This window comes from Fundicoccus culcitae (assembly GCF_024661895.1).
GTDB classification, from domain to species: domain Bacteria; phylum Bacillota; class Bacilli; order Lactobacillales; family Aerococcaceae; genus Fundicoccus_A; species Fundicoccus_A culcitae.
Map to the genome: position 1 here is coordinate 2,832,233 of NZ_CP102453.1, position 17,373 is coordinate 2,849,605.

Annotated in this window: 14 protein-coding genes; 13 read left to right on the forward strand and 1 reads right to left on the reverse strand. The window is 36.5% G+C overall.

The features are described 5' to 3' along the window. Positions 1–3: 3 nt before the first annotated feature. The 13 genes from NRE15_RS12850 to NRE15_RS12910 all read left to right on the forward strand — a co-directional run bounded on the left by NRE15_RS12850 (position 4) and on the right by NRE15_RS12910 (position 16,473). Positions 4–1,089, forward strand: coding sequence for a substrate-binding domain-containing protein (locus NRE15_RS12850; protein ID WP_313793266.1), 1,086 nt, complete (start codon positions 4–6; stop codon positions 1,087–1,089). Positions 1,090–1,538: 449 nt separating this feature from the next. Continuing rightward, entirely contained in the window at positions 1,539–2,876 is a 1,338-nt protein-coding gene (locus NRE15_RS12855) for an extracellular solute-binding protein (RefSeq protein ID WP_313793267.1), read from the forward strand. Between the two features lie 62 nt (positions 2,877–2,938). Further along, complete coding sequence (locus NRE15_RS12860; protein WP_313793268.1) at positions 2,939–3,823, forward strand: carbohydrate ABC transporter permease; 885 nt, start codon at positions 2,939–2,941, stop codon at positions 3,821–3,823. 11 nt (positions 3,824–3,834) lie between these two features. After that, entirely contained in the window at positions 3,835–4,653 is an 819-nt protein-coding gene (locus NRE15_RS12865; RefSeq protein WP_313793269.1) for a carbohydrate ABC transporter permease, read from the forward strand. 32 nt (positions 4,654–4,685) lie between these two features. Continuing rightward, positions 4,686–5,786: a glycoside hydrolase family 172 protein gene (locus NRE15_RS12870; RefSeq protein WP_313793270.1), complete on the forward strand. Its 1,101-nt coding sequence runs from the start codon at positions 4,686–4,688 to the stop codon at positions 5,784–5,786. A gap of 23 nt (positions 5,787–5,809) precedes the next feature. Next, positions 5,810–7,753 (forward strand): hypothetical protein, encoded by a 1,944-nt coding sequence (locus tag NRE15_RS12875; protein WP_313793271.1) that lies wholly within the window; start codon positions 5,810–5,812, stop codon positions 7,751–7,753. After that, positions 7,750–8,862 carry a DUF4185 domain-containing protein gene (locus NRE15_RS12880; protein ID WP_313793272.1) on the forward strand — a complete coding sequence of 371 codons (1,113 nt, stop codon included), beginning with the start codon at positions 7,750–7,752 and terminating at the stop codon, positions 8,860–8,862. The genes NRE15_RS12875 and NRE15_RS12880 overlap by 4 nt, the downstream gene beginning before the upstream one ends. A gap of 24 nt (positions 8,863–8,886) precedes the next feature. After that, the gene (locus NRE15_RS12885) at positions 8,887–9,504 is read left to right on the forward strand and encodes a YesL family protein (protein ID WP_313793273.1); all 618 of its coding nucleotides are present in this window, start codon (positions 8,887–8,889) and stop codon (positions 9,502–9,504) included. A 163-nt stretch (positions 9,505–9,667) separates the two neighbouring features. After that, positions 9,668–10,297: a phosphoribosyltransferase gene (locus NRE15_RS12890; RefSeq protein ID WP_313793274.1), complete on the forward strand. Its 630-nt coding sequence runs from the start codon at positions 9,668–9,670 to the stop codon at positions 10,295–10,297. Between the two features lie 216 nt (positions 10,298–10,513). Next, complete coding sequence (gene licT / locus NRE15_RS12895) at positions 10,514–11,344, forward strand: BglG family transcription antiterminator LicT (RefSeq protein WP_313793275.1); 831 nt, start codon at positions 10,514–10,516, stop codon at positions 11,342–11,344. 114 nt (positions 11,345–11,458) lie between these two features. After that, a complete protein-coding gene (locus NRE15_RS12900) occupies positions 11,459–13,306 on the forward strand; it encodes a beta-glucoside-specific PTS transporter subunit IIABC (protein ID WP_313793276.1) in 1,848 nt (615 codons plus the stop codon). Between the two features lie 18 nt (positions 13,307–13,324). Continuing rightward, the gene (locus tag NRE15_RS12905) at positions 13,325–14,800 is read left to right on the forward strand and encodes a glycoside hydrolase family 1 protein (protein ID WP_313793277.1); all 1,476 of its coding nucleotides are present in this window, start codon (positions 13,325–13,327) and stop codon (positions 14,798–14,800) included. Between the two features lie 386 nt (positions 14,801–15,186). Beyond that, entirely contained in the window at positions 15,187–16,473 is a 1,287-nt protein-coding gene (locus NRE15_RS12910) for an IS4 family transposase (RefSeq protein ID WP_313793278.1), read from the forward strand. A gap of 267 nt (positions 16,474–16,740) precedes the next feature. Here the strand turns inward: NRE15_RS12910 and NRE15_RS12915 are convergent, their stop codons facing one another. After that, entirely contained in the window at positions 16,741–17,265 is a 525-nt protein-coding gene (locus tag NRE15_RS12915) for an NADPH-dependent FMN reductase (protein WP_313793279.1), read from the reverse strand. Between the last annotated feature and the right edge of the window lie 108 nt (positions 17,266–17,373).

The following is a 17,373-nucleotide window of genomic DNA, read 5'->3' on the forward strand; positions in this document are numbered from 1 at the left end:
AAGATGAATAAAAAAATGAATAAATTAGTTAAAATGGTATCTGTAACCGCAGCCTTATTTGGTTCGTTTGTTCCCTTATCTTCTACTGTAAATGCTCAAGAAAGTTTGAATATTCAAGCTATTGCTAAAGGATTTACTCAACAATACTGGTCAGCAGTAAGAACTGGTGCTGAACAAGCTGCTGAAGAATACAATGTTAATTTAACTTTCGTTGGTCCTGCTAATGAAACAGCTGTACAAGAACAAGTTCAAATGTTAAGTAATGCGATTAATCAAAACCCAGATGCAGTAGTTTTAGCTTCGTTAGATACAAATTCACAAATTGATTTGTTACAACAAGCAATGGATCAAAATATTCCTATTATTGGATTTGATTCAGGAGTACCTGAAGCACCGGAAGGCTCAGTTTTAGCTACAGCAGCAACTGACAATGTAGCTGCTGCTGGAATTGCTGCTGAACAAATAGTTCTTGCCCTTGGGGAAGAGTTGGATAATGCTAGTCCTGAAAATCCAATTCGTATAGGTATTTTATCACAAGAAGCTAATTCAACATCAATATCAGAACGGACACAAGGTTTTGCTGATAAAGTAATAGAGTTAGTAGCTGACAAAGAGAATTTAGTTGATAAAGTAGCGGTTGTTGGTCATGATAAATTTAATAATGGTGTTTCTGAGAACGATGCGGCTCTAATCATCCAAGTACAGATCCCAGCTAATGCGACAGATGCTGAAGTACTTACGACAGCTCAAGCACTTTTAAATAGCGAGAACTTACGTGCAGTATTTGCTTCAAATGAAACTGCTTCAAAAGGTATAATTAATGCTAATGATGCATTAGGAGGAGTTGTTGGTCCAGATGGAATTCTAGTGGCTGGATTTGACTCAGGATTATTACAAAAAGATGCAGTTAAAAATAATGTTTTCATTGGTTCGGTAACTCAAGATCCAATCACTATAGGTTATTCTGGTGTTGAACTAGCGGTGAAAGCAATTAATGGTGAAGAGGTCGAAGATTTAAGTGTAGAAGCTATTTGGTATAATTCAGAAAACATTGAGTCAGATGAAGTTGCTCCGCTACTATACGATTAAAACAAACAAATAGAATTATAAAAAGAATACAGCAAGATACCTAAAAATAAGGGCTTGCTGTATTTTTAGTGTATAGAGTTAATAAAATTTAGTATAAATTAATGTTAATTCTTTAAATTTTTCAGTTTTTTTTCAAAAATAAAAAAGTAAATAATTCATTAAGACTAATTAATTAGAAAATTTAAATTTTATAGAAACTCAGCAGAAAATTTATTGTAAGGGTTTGCAAAGATTTGTGGTTTAAAGTATACTAGTTAGTAGTAATAGTTTTATTTGATTAAGCGGTTTTAAATGTAATCGTTTACATGTTCGTTACCTATGTCATCTGTAAAAGGAAGAGGTGTGTAACTAGTATAAATTGTATGTCGGTATACTCTAAGTGGTTTTTGTCATGTTATAAATGTCTATCTGTCGGTTGTTGGTATATATATAAAGAAAGGGATTATCTCATGAAAAAGAAAAGTAGTATTTTATTAAGTGCAATTACTGTTGCTTTATCTGCTGTAGGTTTTACTTCTTTTAATCCTCAAGTTGCCAATGCACAAGAACCTGTTGTCATTGATTGGTGGACGCCACAGTGGAGTGATCAAGAAACAGCCTGGATTGAAAAGTATGTCGAAGAATTTAATAACTCACAAGCTGAAATTCAAGTTGCACTAGAAGTCGTACCCGGTGATGCATGGGATCAACGTATAATTGCAGCCCAAGCTGCGGGGAATGCGCCAGATATCACAACCATGAACTACAATAAAATAGTTTTTTCAGCAGAACGCGGTGAAATATTACCATTAAATGATTATATGGATCCAGCTGTATTCGATGATTTATTAGACAATGTTAAAGGCTTTGTTACAGTAGGAGATCAACAGTATGCCTATCCAATGTTAGTTGAACCTTCATCTGTTTTGTTTTATCGGAAAGATTTATTTGAAGAAGCTGGGTTAGACCCTGAAGTGGCTCCAACTACTTGGGAAGAATTAAAATCGTTTGGTGAACAACTTAAAGGTGTTGGTAACACCGTCTCTCCATTAGCTGCGGCTAATAATGCGGTGGAAATTGCTTGGACACATTGGGGATTACAAGCTATGGTTGATGGCTATCCAATTAATGATGATTGGTCAGCTTCTACGATTAATTCGCCACAAGTCGCTGAATTAGTTGAATTCTGGGCGAGTTTACATACTGATGGTATTTTACCTGTACAAGGTTTTGAAACCGGCTACAATGACATTACGCCATTAGCTGATGGAGCAGTAGCCATGCAAATATCTGGTTCATGGGTTATTGGACAATTAAAAAATGAACATCCTGAAGTGGTTGAAAACATTGGTGTAGCTGTTATGCCAACCCCGGATGGTAACTTTGACCGTCCTACAGCTTCATTAGGTGGTTGGACTTTAACCATCGATGGTTTAAGTGATAATCCTCAAGAAGCAGCTGATTTTATCTCTTGGTTTGTAGCAGGTGATGAAGAAATAATGTTAGAGTTCTTTAGAGATACCGCTCAATATTCCAAGTTCCCAGCTCGTATTTCAGTGGATGAAGTGATTTCAACGGATCCAGCGGGTGCGGAAGATCCTTGGAGACAATTGATTGCTGAACAAATTATTCCATATGCAGTACCAGAACCAATTTATGCTTGGGAAATTAGTCAAGAATATGCCAATGCTGTCGAACGTGTATATATTACGGGTCAAAGTGTTGAAGATGCGCTAATAGAAGCGGAAACGAACATTAACACTTATATTGAAAACAACGATTATGCTGGAACAAATCCAAGACAATAATGTGTTTTGATTAGATGTCTGGCTTATGGCCAGACATCTAATTAAGTTGGAGGTTAGTATTAATGAAAAAGAAAGCAGTAAAGAAAAAATATGATTGGATAGCAATTGCCTTTCTATTACCCATGGTAGGGTTATTAACGGCTTTTGTTGTTATTCCTTTGATTTATGCTTTTGTTGTCAGCTTTTATGAATGGAATTTTTATCGCGATTCAGTTTATATAGGTTGGGAAAATTATCGTCGTGTTTGGGTGGATAAAAATTTTTGGAACTCATTATGGGTGGGATTGAAATTCGCTCTCATGGTCGTGCCAACCCAATTTGTCTTAGCCTTCTTTTTAGCTCATATGATTAGAAATATGCGACAACGACTGGGTGGATTTGTAAAAGTATCCATTTACATTCCAACTGTCGTTTCGGGGGTAGCCGCTGCCTTAATCTTTAGTTTCATTTATAACTATAATGGTGGAATTGCTAATGCCATTGTTACTGCCTTAGGTTTTGAACCTATTGCTTGGCTTCAAGATGTAGATATTGTATTAGGGGCTTTAGCAGCGCCAGCTATTTGGTTAGGTTTAGGCTTTACAACCTTAATCATGTTAGCGGGATTAAACGACATTCCTATTTCCTATTATGAAGCAGCTGATATGGACGGTGCCAATGCTATACAGAAAGTATTTCGTATCACCGTGCCATTAATGAAAAACATTTTCTTGTATGTATTATTGACAGGTATTATTGGCGCGATTCAACAATTTGATTTGCCATATACGATGACGGGTGGTGGACCACTCAATATGACAACGACACCTAATTTGTTTATCTATAATCATTTCACGAATGATCCTTATTTGGGGTATACCATTTCGGCTTCTTTAATGTTATTTGTTATATTAGGTCTTATTTCGGCTGTTGTATTTAGAGTTTTTCGATTTACCGGAGAAGATTAGGAGGATGAATGATGCGTAAAAAGAAACAAAGAATCATTCCCTCAATCATTGGTTTGATAGCGGCTATTACGTCTCTCTTTCCTTTGTTATGGATGATTATGTCTGGTTTTAAGCCATCTAATGAGGTAATGTCATACCCCTTTAGATTTTTCCCCACAGAGTGGACGATTGAAAACTTTGTGGAATTATTTGAAGACCCTGGCTTCTTTCAATCAATGGGTGTAACGTTTGTTGGTGCCATTATTTTTGCCTTTTTAACTATTTTAGTTAATTCGATGGCAGCTTATGCCTTTGCGCGGTTGAAGTTTCCATTCAAGAAAGCACTATTTTTCTATTGTATTTTAACCATGTTCATCCCACAAATGGCGATTTTAATTCCATCCTATATCGTTGTGGCACAATTAAATATGTTAAATACCTTGTTTGTATTAATTTTGCCTGGGTTAGCTTCGGCAATGAATATGTTCTTGTTAAGACAGTTTTATACGGATATACCAACTGAATTAGATGAAGCTGCCGTGGTTGATGGAGCTTCGAAAATTCAAATATACACACAAATATTTATTCCTTTATCTAAACCAATTTTTGTTTTAGTTGGAACGTCTTCTTTCTTAGGTTATTGGAATGCTTTGATTTGGCCGATAATGACGATATCCAATCCACGGCTATTCCAAATCATGCAGTACCTGTCTTTCTTCCGTTCAGCTCAAGGCTCACAATGGGGCTTAATTATGGCAGGAACTACCTTAGCAGCCATGCCGGCTATCATATTGTTTATGTTTTTCCAAAAATATTTAATTCAAGGGATCAAATTGTCTGGCATTAAATAAATCATTTAAACGAAATAAAGTGAGGGTATAGAATGGAAAATTTAGGCAGTTCATTACGTGATTTATATAGAGTTCGCAACGCTAAACGTAAGCGGTACTCAAGTTATGATACGACAGGTGGCAATCGCGATTATTTAAAAGTTTATCCAGGAGATGTGATTGACTTAGCTGAGATAACTGGGTCTGGCTGTATTACACATATTTGGATGACAATGGCGCCTTTAGAGGATGTTGTTGAAGAGTATTTACATCGTAAAGTCGTTTTACGGATGTATTGGGATGGGGAAGAGAATCCAAGTGTGCAAGCTCCCATTGGTGATTTTTTTGGAATGGGTCATGGGATTACTAAGAATTTTGTGTCTGCCCCACTTCAAATGAGTCCAGAAAATGGGCAAGCCTTAAATGCATTTTTCCCAATGCCATTTAATAAAAATGCCCGGATTGAAATTGAAAGTAACGCAAATACGGGATTGAAATTTTATTTTTATATTGATTATGAAGCGTATAATCATGAAATTGATAGTCCGTTAAGGTTTCATGCCCAATGGCAGCGTCAATTAACCCAAGGGATTGATCCTGGAACGGTTAGTAGTGCTTATTATTCCTTTGGTGGAAAAAATACCACCGGAGAAAACAACTATGTCATCCTTGATGCGGTGGGTAAAGGTCATTATGTTGGTTGTAACATGAACATTCATAATTTAAAGTTCACTCATGACTGGAATTGGTATGGCGAAGGTGATGATATGATCTTTATCGATGGTGAAACATGGCCACCCGCTTTACATGGTACAGGTATGGAAGATTATTTTAATACCGCCTGGTGCCCACAAGAAGAACAACATGCCCCTTACCACGGGATTATACTTGGAGGCGACCCGAATTGGCAAGGTAAGATTTCAACATATCGCTATCACATCGAAGATCCGATTATGTTTGATGAATCCATAAAAGTAACCATCGAACATGGACACAATAATCATCGCAGTGATGATTATTCCAGCACAGCTTACTGGTATCAAACAGAACCGCATAAGGATTTACCGCTTATCTTACCCGTGGACGAACGCTTACCACTGCCTGATATCTTAGGCCATGATCCTGAAGAAATGGATGACTATTTTGGCTATTAAGCCTGATAGGAGCGAGAGAATAAATGAAAAAAATACCTCAATGGCTTGACCAGTGGATACAGATTGATTTTTCACAAGTAAATATCCATTGGCAAGCCCATGACGTAAAAACATTAGGCTCAGTCTCACAAATAACTTCTCTAGAAGCCCAGTGGCAAGGTGAAACGCAAATTTTAGAGCGAATTCAAGCAACCATGCCACTGGCTAACCCGAGGATAGACTGTATATGGAAACCTCATCTAGCCCCTTTCGAATCGATGGTCATTGGTGATTTGTTTTTCCAATCACCAGCCATCGTTTTAACACAAGACGCAAAAGTTTTTGCACTAATACCTGATATCGATTTTATTGAAAGTAAGCGGCAAGTGCCACATTATATGGATTATGTTAAACCCAACAATCATCTGATTTACGGTTTAGGCCATTATGAAAAAACACAGCATGTATATCATACCTTGAAAGCAGAACCTTTTGAGGTTAAAGACGGGCAAAGCTTGTTCAAGTTCTATTTGGTTGAATGGAACAATTTTGAAAGTGTTCGTCCTCTAGAAGTCGTGAGTGAGTTTATGTGGGATTACTTTGGAAAAGAGCGGATGAAATCAGAAGACAGTGAGGTTCAGCTCCAAGGACTTGAAACATATGTTCAGCATACTTACAACTGGGCCTTTAATCACTGGAAAGAGGTGGTTTGGCAAGAATTTGAAATCGAAAAGCAAGCGGTTGGCGCAGCGGTATTTATTGTAAGGACTAAACAAAAACCTGGGTTAGGTTATGAAAATGATTGGCGTGAAGCTAAAAGTATTTGGAATCAAGCCTGGTTTTCGAGTTTACGTTCGGCTTATGGCTATCGTTTGTGGGGTGAAGCCTGGGATGATAAGGAACTGATACAAAAAGCAGAGCTCGCTAAACGATTTGCTTTGAGCGCTCCACAAAAAAATGGGTTATTTCCTTCAGTATTTGTCGCTGACGCAGAGGGCGATTGGTCTCAAGGTGTTTGGCAACATTCGAATCGTCGCCCAGCTAAGCATGAAAATTATGGGCATTTACTTGATATGTCTTGGACAGCTTTGTGGATGTTGAAGTGGTACCAAGATATTGAAGCAGATGAGGCTTTGCTAACTTATGTGACATCTTATGTGAAACGATTGCTGGCTTTACAACAGAATGAAGGAAACTTTCCCGCTTGGGTCGAAATGGATACAGGTGAACTTTCTCCCTATTTGTTGGATAGTCCAGAAACGTCTATGCATGCCTGGTTATTGGCTGAATTATATGGAATCACACAAGACCTGCGCTATTTAGAAGCCAGTCGCAAGGCAATCGATTTTGTTATTCAATCGGTGATACCTAATGGACGTTGGGAAGATTTTGAAACCTATTGGTCCTGTTCGCGTGAATGGGAGGGTAAGCAGTATGGTCAAAAAGATGCACGGAGTGGCCTGTATAATCAATGTAATTTTTCAATTTACTGGACAGCCGAAGCCTTGCTTTCTATTTATCATAAGACCAATGATGCACGTTACCAGAAAATCGGTCAAAGTGTATTAGGTGAGCTATCCTTTTATCAAGCGGTTTGGGATCCACCTTATGTGAATGTGCCAGTTCTAGGCGGGTTTGGCGTGATGAATACGGATGATGAGTGGAATGATGCGCGGCAAAGTTTGTTTGCCTTAACGTATTTACGCTACTATCAAGTGACAAGTAAAGAAGAGTATTATTACCGCGCTTTATGGGCGATGAAAGCTTCCTTTAACATGATGTATTGCCCTGAAAATCCAGAAGTTAAAGCTTTGTATGATAAAACCTTTCCTTTTTTAGATGAAAAAGATTATGGCTTTGAAATGGAAAATGCCCATCATGGTGAAAATATTGAACAAGCGGGTGAATTTACCATCTTTGATTGGGGAAATGGATCAGCGTCTGCTTCGCTTGCCGAATGGCTGTTAAAAAATGGAGGTTCTTCATGAAAAAAATAACAAAAACCTTATTACTACTGCTTCTTGCAGTCAGTTTATTCCCCCCAATAAATATCAATGCAGCAAGGACGGATCTAATGCTTAATCAAGTTGAAAAAGTAGCGCAAGTTACTGGTGAAGATATTGACGAATCAACCCTTATCAATCCAAATGATACAGCAGGTCGTTTTAATGTACATGCGACGGATTTAGGTGTCATGTGGGATGCAACCACTGATTCAGACGATCCTAAAATTATGATTGCTTTTGGCGATACTTATGATGGTGGTTGGGGTGGTTTTGGTGGTGGCGGTGCTTTAAGTGGTTGGCGGAGTAATGTGCTAGGCGTTTCGCGAGATCAAGATTTATCTGATGGCTTATACATTGATAGCATGATAATGGATTCTGAGAAAGAAAACTATGCCAAAGAAATTATCTATTCCGCAAAAGAAACGCATGGGTATGGGGATTTTACAGCAATCCCAACAGCTGGTGTTACCATTGGCGATAGGCATTTTATTCATTATATGCAAGTGAAACGTTGGGGCGACCCTGGTCAATGGGATACCAATTTTTCGGCTTTAGTCTATTCAGATGATGAAGGAGAAACGTGGCAACCATCAGATGTTGAATGGGCAGGTGATAGTCACTTTGCTCAAGTTGCTTTTCTAAAAGAAGAGGGTTATGTTTATGTCTTTGGAACACCTTCTGGCCGTTTTGGTTCGCTATATTTGGCCCGAGTACCAGAGGCTGAACTATTAAACCAAGACAGTTACCGATATTGGGATGGTAAGGATTGGGTTGTAGATGAGTTAGATGCCATGCCCGTTGTCGATGCGCCAGTCAGTGAACTATCCGTATTGTATAATGCCTATTATGACCGTTACCTAATGATGTACTTAAATGAGGATAAATACTCAGTCGTTTTAAGATCAGCAACGGAATTAACCGGTGAATGGTCTGATGAGGTAGTAGTAGTTACAGGGCAAGAATTCCCGCAACTATATGGTAGTTATATGCATCCGTGGTCAATGGATAGTGAAAGTATCTATTTTGTAATGTCCGAATGGGGACCGTATAATGTCTTTCTCTACCGGGCAGACTTATCTGTTGCTGAATAAAAATTTCACAGAAAGGGGCGTATTATGAATCGTTGGGTAACCTTCAATAAATACATGATGCTTGGTCTACAATGGATGCTGTTAAATATCTATTGGTTGATATTTACATTTCTTGGTGGGGTTATATTAGGCTTTTTCCCTGCGACAATAGCATTGTTGACAATGTTAGCTAACAAAAGTTATAAGGAGCAATCGGCTAGGGAATTGTTTAAGTCCTTCTGGCAAGTGTATAAAAAACACTTTTTACGTGGCAATCGTTATGCGGTTATTTATTATGGGATAGCCTATTTGATCTATTGGAGTAGCTTAACCGTTCTCTCTAACGATTTACAAATACTTTACCCTTGGCTTATTTTGTTATTAATCATGTTTGTAGCACATCTAGCTTACTTTTTTGTTTTTATGGCAACCGAACACTTAAGCTTCTGGGGTCATTTAAGCCAACCGTTTATGGTAATGTTAGTTACACCTTTAGAAACGATTGGTATCGTAGTGACGACGGTTTTATGGTTGATTGTGTTGGATTTCTTTGTCGTATTAATCCCGCTTTTTTCAGCCAATGTGATTGCTTTGTGTTGGCTATTGTTGAGTCAACAAGCTTTACGTAAGATAAAGAAGAAACAAGAAGTGATGGAAGGATAAAGAAAAGCAGCCTATCCGAATGGGGTAAGCTGCTTTTTTTGCTTATATTAATAAATGTTTGACAGCGCTTTTAAAATAAGTTGAATCATGGTAAGCTAAAGATAGAAAGCATGGTTTTTCAAGCTGTAATGTTACATCTGCCTGAACCAAAGGAGGGTCTGTCATGTTATTCAAGGACCGTATGGATGCTGGTAAACAATTGGCAAGGAAAATTCCTACAACTCAGACAAATGATACAATAGTTTTGGCTTTACCTAGAGGGGGCGTTCCATTAGCCGTTGAGATAGTCAAATATCTACATTGTGACTTTGACGTGATATTAGCTAAGAAAATTGGTCATCCTCGAAACTCAGAATATGCAATTGGTGCGATTGCTGAAGGTGGACAACCGATATATAATCAACACGAAGTCGCTATGATTGATAAAGCCTGGTTAGCCGAAAAAATCACACAAATTCAAGCAGAAATGGCTCGGCGTCGACGTTTATACGATACTATTTTAACAGCGAAAGATTTGAAAGATCGTTCTGTAATTATAGTCGATGATGGCATTGCAACCGGCATGACCATGTTTGCAGCCATTGAAGCGGCTAGAGTTGCTGGCGTATCGCATCTCGCGGTTGCCGTACCCGTGATTCCTAAAGATACCTATGAACAATTACAAAGAGCAGCTGATGCTGTCTATTATCTTCAAGTCCCCAATCGATTCTTAGGTGCAGTAGGTGCCTATTACCAATCCTTCCCACAAGTCATGGATTTTGAAGTGCAAGAATTGATAAAGTCTTTGGGGTAACTTTTCTATTGATGAGTTAAAGTTATTCAAAAAAAATATTTTTTAAAAAAAGTACTTGCAATTAAAATAGTTTATGGTATTCTTTTAATCAAGAAGTCGATTTCAAATTGAATACATGCAAATGGATTGTGACTAGTAAAGTAGGCAAGACCAAAAGTTATGGAACTTTTGTCTTGCCTATTTTTATTTTTTTAAAATTGAACTAGGAGGGGTAAATTGAAGATAATACGGGTTTTAAACAACAATGCAGTAGTAACCTCCGATGATCAAGGACAAGATATTATTGCGTTAGGGAGTGGAATAGCTTTTCAAAAAAAGAGTGGCGATCTAGTTGATGAAAAATCTGTGGATAGAATTTTTTATCAAGATTCCAATGATTTAGTTGGTAAATTGAAACGGATCTTTTCTGAGATACCTATAGAATTTATTGAAATGTCGGAAGAGATTATATCTGATGCGACGGTTGAGTTAGGTAAAGAGTATAATACACATTTATCTATTTCGTTACCAGATCATATTCAGTTTGTTATTCAACGTTATCATAGTGGAATTGAAATTCACAATCCATTATCACATGAAATTAAGCAGATGTATCATGAAGAGTATCGATTTGCTAAGAAAAAATTAGGTGTAATAAACGATCGATTTAATGTTCAATTACCTGAAGATGAGGCTACTTCTATTGTGTTGCATTTAGTGAATGCTGAATTGACTGGTAACATGAGTGATACGATGCATATGATTGAGCTTGTACAGAATATACTAGAAATAATCAAAAATGATATGGGTATTGTATATGATGAAGAATCTTTAGATTATTATCGCTTAATGACACATTTAAAATTTTTCTACCGTAGACTATACCATGAAGCACCAAAGCAAAGTAGTAGAGATATTCAACTGTTGCAACTGGTTAAAGAAAGATATAGTAAAGCATTTAGTTGTGCCGAAAAAGTAAAAAGTTATTTATTAAATGAAGAAAAAACGCAAGTAACGGATGATGATCTGTTGTACTTAACCATTCATATTCAAAAAGTATCAAATTAAATAGCATTAGCGTTTAGAATTGTGACTCATAATGGAGGCAAGACCTAAGCTAACTTTATTCGTAAAGGTTAGTTTAGGTCTTTTTTTATTCAAAATATAGAACGGAGAACAGTTATGGCAAAAAATTATAGTGAATTAAGCCAAAATATTTTAACAAATATAGGTGGAAAACAAAATGTTAAAGAAATTTTTCACTGTGTAACACGTCTAAGATTTTATTTGCATGATGAGGAAAAAGTAGATGTTGATAAATTAAAAGATTTAGATGGCGTTATTGGTGTACGCTACTCTGGCGATCAATTACAAATTATTATTGGTGAACATGTCAGTGACGTATATAAAGAAATAACAAATCAAATTGGTGATCTAGCGATTAAGTCTGGTGAAGTAGAAGTTGAAGAAGAGAAGAAAAAGAAATTTAGTTTAGAGACTTTATTCGAAACTTTAGCAGCTATCTTCTTGCCCGTAGTACCTGCTCTTGCTGGCTCTGGAATGATTAAAGGCTTAATCATTATTTTAACTAATTTCTTGAATGTAGACCCTAACTTAGGCATTATGCAGTTATTAACAATTGCATCAGATGCAGTCTTTTACTTCTTCCCTTTCTTAGTTGCTTGGTCAGCATCAAATAGATTTAAAACTAATACAGCTTTGGCATTGGGCTTAGCCGGTGTTTTGCTACATCCGATTATGACTAGCGGATTAGCAGCTGGTGAAGTAGGGTTTGATGTTTTTGGACTAACCGTTCCGTTTGTTAGATATGCATCTAGTAGTATACCAATAATTTTAACGGTGCTAGTTCTAAGTTATGTTTATCCATTTGTTGATAATCTATTACCAAAAGCACTTCGAATGGTTTTCACGGCAATGATTGTCTTGTTAATCATGGTACCTATAACGTTAATCGTTGTGGCTCCTTTAGCAAATTATCTCGCTCAAGGATTAGCTTCGTTAGTAAAATGGTTGTTTGATTTATCACCAATTGTAGCCGGATTTGTTGTTGGTGGTACACGTCCATTGGTTGTTTTATCAGGTATGCATTTATCTTTAGGGGCTATCATGATAGAAAATATCGCGACGTTTGGTTACGATATTATTTTACCTGTTAATACGATGGGAACAATGGCTATGGTAGGTGCTGCCTTAGGTACTTGGTACAAATCTAAAGATCAAAATACTAAGACGATTTCATTTTCTGCTTTTATTTCTGCTTTTATTGGTATTACTGAACCAACCATTTATGGGGTATTACTCAAATTCAAAAATGCTTTAATTGCCACAATGATTGCGGGTGGTATTGCAGGTGCTTATGTTGCATTCTTTGGAGCAACGGCTAGTGCATATGTCAATTCTAGCATCATGTCTTTACCAGTCTTTATGGGGCCTGGCTTTTTACATTTCTGTATTGGTATGGCAATGGCAACTGCAATTGCATTCATACTCATTCAAATTATGGGATTATCGGAAGAAAAGGATTTAGTGGAACAAGATTCAGAAGTTAACTTAGACTATACTATTACCAGTCCCCTAGTAGGAGAAGTCAAAGAGTTAAGTCAAATCAATGACGAAGTATTCGCTAAAGGGTTAATGGGGAAAGGAATCGCAATAAAACCAAAAAGTAATTTGGTTATTGCTCCTTTTGATGGTGAAGTTGTTTCAGTATACCCTACAAAACATGCTATTAGTTTGCGTTCAAATACGGGTATTGAGTTAATTATTCATCTTGGGATTGATACAGCAAACTTAAAAGGAGAATATTTTGATGTTAAAGTGTCAGAAGGTCAAAAAATTAAACGGGGTGATACGATTGCAGTAGTCGATTTTGAAAGTATTGAAAAACGAGGTTATTCAATCTGGTCGCCTATTATTGTGCCAAATGTTAGTGATTTTCTAGATGTTATTCCGAGTAAAATAAACGGTTCAACCAAAAGTTCTGACAATATTATTGAAGTAATTAAATAAAAAGAGAGGAAGAGAAGCATGAGTGAATTAAAATTTCCTGAAGGATTTTTATGGGGTGGAGCAACTGCAGCTAATCAGATAGAAGGGGCTTGGAATGAAGATGGAAAAGGTATGACAATCCAAGATTGCCTACCATTCCGTGAAGTTGGTCATGATGATTTTACAAAACAATTTGAATTTACATCAAAAGATTTAGAAGAGGCATTAGTTGCTGGTCCAGAAGCGAACTATCCAAAGCGTCGTGGTATCGACCATTACCATCGTTATAAAGAAGATATTGCTCTTTTTGCAGAATTAGGTATGAAAGTTTATCGCTTATCTATATCTTGGAGTCGTATTTACACGCATCCTGAAGATGCTGAGCCAAATCAAGCGGGAATTGATTTTTATTTGGATTTATTTAAAGAATTAAAAAAACACAATATCGAACCATTGGTGACAATATCTCATTATGATCCACCATTAGCATTAACTCAAGAATATCAAGGATGGTATTCAAGAGAATGTGTTGATTTATTTGTTAAATATGCCAAAACATGTTTTGAGTATTTCGGAGACTACGTTAAGTATTGGGTTACATTTAATGAAGTAGATGCGATGGAAAGACATCCAGTGACAAGTGGGGGATTGATTGAAGATCGCTTTACAGATATACCATTTGATTTAGTTATTTATCAAGCCATGCATCACCAAATGATTGCTAGTGCAAAGGCTGTAAAATTGTGTCATGAGATGTTACCAGATGCAAAAATTGGCTGTATGATGACTAAATTGGCATTCTATGCCTATACTTGTAAGCCTGAAGACAATCTGGCCACTCAACAAAGAATGCGTCCAATTTATCGTTATGTAGACATCCAAGTGTTTGGCGAGTATCCGAAATATTTACTGAATGAACTTAGTAAAAAAGGGTATACGATTCAAATGGAAGCGGACGATGAAGCAGTGTTAAAAGAAGGAAAAGTCGACTTTGTTTCATTCTCTTATTACATGACTTCAACGATGGCTGCAGATATAGAAGGATTAGAAATGGCTCCTGGCAATACCGTTAACGGTGTTAAAAATCCTTATATTCCTTCAAGTGAATGGGGATGGCAAATTGACCCAATCGGTCTAAGAATTTCATTAGTTGAATTACATGATCGTTATCGGATCCCATTATTCATTGTTGAAAATGGATTAGGTGCTCGTGATACGGTTACTGAAGATGGTAAAATTCATGATAGCTATCGAATTGATTATTTGAAAGAACACGTTAAAGCAATGAGTGATGCGATTAATGAAGATGGTGTTGAATTATTTGGCTATACTTGGTGGGGATGTATTGACTTAATTTCCGAATCAACACGTGAAATGACTAAACGTTATGGCTTTATCTATGTTGATGCGGACAATTATGGCAATGGAACGTATAACCGTACTAGAAAAGACAGTTTCTACTATTACCAACAAGTGATTGCATCAAACGGAACAGATTTGGAAGTGAAGTTATAATATTAACATTTGATTGAGATAGAAAGTAAATTCAAACAATCAAATTTGTAAAAAGCTGTTTTTAAGTAATTGAGCGAAAAAAATACGAACTTTTTAATTATAGTGCTAAGAACGGACTGGCACACATCTCTCCCTTAAGGGCTTTTGCCTTTAGGGAGAGAGTAGCCAGCCGAGTCTGGAGCCACTCGAAAGAGGGCGGAAGACCAATGTCATTAAGTTAAGAAATATAGTCTATCGAGCTTTCGATAGGCTTTTTTGTTGGTATTCTGCTAATTGGATTTATAAAAAATTTATATAAAATGTTAAAAACACAAGTGAAAACGCTTGACAAATGGAAAACCCCCTAAATAATCTCAAAAAATTAGACTATTTTAGGAGGAATTACTATGTCACGTTTCGCTAAAATTACTTTTAATCACTTGAAGGAAGCCATTCAATCCGTGTGTCAAAACCGAGCAGACCACGTGTACCAGCCTGATGTTGATTTTACACGAAATCGCAAATTAACGATGCCAGTTGTTATTGAATCAGTGATTAAGTTTGGTGCGGAAAGTCTTAATAATGAATTATTTAGGCTTTGGAACAATCATACCGAGACACCAACCCCATCAGCTTTTGTTCAAGCACGTTCAAAACTAAAAGTGAGTGCATTTAAAGAAGTATTTCATCGATTTAATCAAACCTTAGATAACATCAAAACATTTAAAGGCTATCGATTGCTTGCCCATGATGGCTCTGATTTACCTTTACCTCAGAATGTGACAGACCATGATAATCATTATAAAGATGAGAAAGCGACGGGTTATAATATGGTCCATTTAAATTTTCTATATGATTTATTAAATAAACAGTTTCTTGATGTAGATATTCAGAAAAGTCGACAATCGGATGAGCGTGCTAGCCTCATACAAATGGCCAAAACAATAAAAACGAATATTCCAAGTATCTTCATAGCTGATCGAGGGTATCCTTCCTACAATGTGTTTGCGCATCTTCAAGAACTGCAACACAAATACGTCATTCGATGCAAAGATTTAAATGACAGGGATTTTGTGCGAAAATCCGACGTGCCAGATACAGATGAATACGATACGATTGTTTCTCTAAAGATAGCTCGTTCACGAATTAAAGCATATACAGAAGATCCATCGTTTCGTTTTCTAGCTTATACATCTAAGTTTGATTTTTTAGAACGCGGTAGCAAGAATTATTATGAATTAACTTTGCGAGTTGTTCGATTCAAGCTGAGCGAAAACACTTACCAATGTTTAATAACCAATCTTGATGAGAGCTTTACATCAAATGACTTAAAAGAATTATACCATTTACGGTGGGGAATTGAGACAGCTTTATGTGATTTAAAGCACGCTGTTAACTTAGAATACTTACATACAAAAGGGAGTCATCAAACTTACCAAGAAATATATGGGCGATTAATTATGTATAACTTCACGATGAGGCTAGTTAGTAACGTTAAGATTCCCAAAAAAGATCGAAAGTGGGATTATCAAGTTAATTTAAAGGTGGCATTTAAGTTATGTCGAGCCTATTTAATGAATCATTCAATAGACATTATGAAATTGATAGAATCCCGTATTCTTCCTATTCGAAAAGGAAGGCGCTATAAACGCACAAAATCCCGAACTGGATTTGTTGGATTTAATTATAGATAAATTTTTTTGAAAATTTAGGAGGCTTATTTGTCATGCCATCAAATCAAAGAAGTATGTGATTAAAAACAGTTGAAACAAAATACACCACTTTTTCACACAAGTTCATGTAAAAAAGTGGTGCTTCTTTTTATCGTATGAGAACATAATCCCCTAAACTTAATGACATTGGGCGGAAGACGGTTCCACTATAATTAAAAAGTTCGTATTTTTGTAGCGATATTTATTTAAACAGTTACTTATTCACCAATTCTATTGTAGAAATATCAATTATTTACGAATAGTCGCCATTGCTTCAGACCATAAAATCAATTCATCTAACATATCATTTACGCCAGCTTCCATGTGAGCGCCTGGTTTGAAAGTGGTAAATTCTTCAAAATCAGTAAATAAATTAAAAGCAGGATGTGTACGTACATGAGCGATATATTGTTCACTTAAAATAATTCGAACTTGTTCAGCCGCACGGATACCACTACCTGATCCATAAGAAACAATCCCAGCCGCTTTGTTAAACCATTCTTTACGAGCACTATCTAAGGCATTTTTTAAAGCAGCAGAAAGACCATGATTATATTCTTGGACGATAAAGATATAACCATCTAATTCATCAATCTTTGCATTCCAAGCAGGATTGGGTTCACCCGTACCTAAGAAAGGTAAGTTGTAGTCTGCAATATCAACAATTTCAAATTCATGTCCTTCACGTTTAGCAGCAATGTTATAAATGTATTCTCCGACTTGTGGGCTTACACGACCTTCACGTGTTGAACCTAAGATAATTCCAAATTTCATTAATCATACCTCCAAATATTTTTTTGATAAATAATAGCTAAAATACATTCAAATGAACGTTATAATGATTTTATCTTAGAAGGCATAAGAAGTCAAGTCTTTCGAATT

What these genes read in the sequence shown, in the direction of transcription:
- NRE15_RS12880 (WP_313793272.1), top strand. Translation starts at nt 7,750, where the DNA reads ATGAAAAAAATAACAAAAACCTTATTACTACTGCTTCTTGCAGTCAGT.
- NRE15_RS12900 (WP_313793276.1), top strand. Translation starts at nt 11,459, where the DNA reads ATGGCAAAAAATTATAGTGAATTAAGCCAAAATATTTTAACAAATATA.
- NRE15_RS12865 (WP_313793269.1), top strand. Translation starts at nt 3,835, where the DNA reads ATGCGTAAAAAGAAACAAAGAATCATTCCCTCAATCATTGGTTTGATA.
- NRE15_RS12910 (WP_313793278.1), top strand. Translation starts at nt 15,187, where the DNA reads ATGTCACGTTTCGCTAAAATTACTTTTAATCACTTGAAGGAAGCCATT.
- NRE15_RS12885 (WP_313793273.1), top strand. Translation starts at nt 8,887, where the DNA reads ATGAATCGTTGGGTAACCTTCAATAAATACATGATGCTTGGTCTACAA.
- NRE15_RS12870 (WP_313793270.1), top strand. Translation starts at nt 4,686, where the DNA reads ATGGAAAATTTAGGCAGTTCATTACGTGATTTATATAGAGTTCGCAAC.
- NRE15_RS12850 (WP_313793266.1), top strand. Translation starts at nt 4, where the DNA reads ATGAATAAAAAAATGAATAAATTAGTTAAAATGGTATCTGTAACCGCA.
- NRE15_RS12905 (WP_313793277.1), top strand. Translation starts at nt 13,325, where the DNA reads ATGAGTGAATTAAAATTTCCTGAAGGATTTTTATGGGGTGGAGCAACT.
- NRE15_RS12890 (WP_313793274.1), top strand. Translation starts at nt 9,668, where the DNA reads ATGTTATTCAAGGACCGTATGGATGCTGGTAAACAATTGGCAAGGAAA.
- NRE15_RS12860 (WP_313793268.1), top strand. Translation starts at nt 2,939, where the DNA reads ATGAAAAAGAAAGCAGTAAAGAAAAAATATGATTGGATAGCAATTGCC.
- NRE15_RS12875 (WP_313793271.1), top strand. Translation starts at nt 5,810, where the DNA reads ATGAAAAAAATACCTCAATGGCTTGACCAGTGGATACAGATTGATTTT.
- NRE15_RS12855 (WP_313793267.1), top strand. Translation starts at nt 1,539, where the DNA reads ATGAAAAAGAAAAGTAGTATTTTATTAAGTGCAATTACTGTTGCTTTA.
- NRE15_RS12915 (WP_313793279.1), bottom strand. Translation starts at nt 17,265, where the DNA reads ATGAAATTTGGAATTATCTTAGGTTCAACACGTGAAGGTCGTGTAAGC.